The organism is Bradyrhizobium sp. 142 (genome assembly GCF_023074015.1).
Classification (GTDB): Bacteria; Pseudomonadota; Alphaproteobacteria; order Rhizobiales; family Xanthobacteraceae; genus Bradyrhizobium.
On sequence record NZ_JADPKQ010000219.1, the window covers coordinates 1 to 743 of the forward strand.

Annotated in this window: 1 protein-coding gene; it reads left to right on the plus strand. The window is 63.5% G+C overall.

Annotated elements, in window-relative coordinates:
• On the plus strand, positions 1-731 hold a 731-nt coding region (locus tag IVA82_RS19980), incomplete at its 5' end, for an IS5 family transposase (protein WP_247493485.1).
• Between the last annotated feature and the right edge of the window lie 12 nt (positions 732-743).

Genomic DNA, 743 nt, shown 5'->3' on the forward strand with positions numbered 1-743 from the left:
GGCAATGGGCACGTATCGAGCCGCATCTGCCGACGGGACTGACGGGGCCGGATCGGGACGACGACCGGCGCATCATCAGCGGGATCATTCACATGCTGCAGTCGGGTGCGCGATGGCGCGACTGCCCGCGCGAATACGGCCCTTACACGACCGTCTACAATCGCTTCAACCGCTGGGCCAAGCGCGGGCGATGGTGCGCAATCTTTGAAGCGCTGGCCAAGCCCGGCAAAGATGCCCGTCGCGCTGTCGCTCGACTCGACCTCGATCAAAGCTCACCGGTGTGCCTCCGGCGGAAAAGGGGGGAGCACAATCAGGCAATCGGCCGCTCGCGCGGAGGCCGCACGACAAAAATCCATGCGCTGAGCGATCCGCTCTGCCGGCCGGTCGTCCTGCATCTGACCCCAGGCCAGGATGCCGATATCGCGGCGGCGTCCGATGTTCTGGCGCTCGCGCCGCCCATGAGCGCGCTCCTCGCTGACAAAGGGTATGACGGCGACAACCTTCGCGGCGAAATCGTTCGTCGCGGCGCCAAGCCCGTAATCCCCAACAAATCCAACCGCGTCGTCATCCATCGCTTCAACAAACGCGCCTACAAAGGCCGAAATGTCATCGAGCGCTGCTTTTGCAGGCTCAAGGACTTCCGCCGCATCGCCACCCGATACGACAAGCTCGCCCGGAACTTCTCGGCCGCTGTTCATCTCGCCGCTCTCGTCGCATATTGGCTCAATTGAGTCTGGACCCTA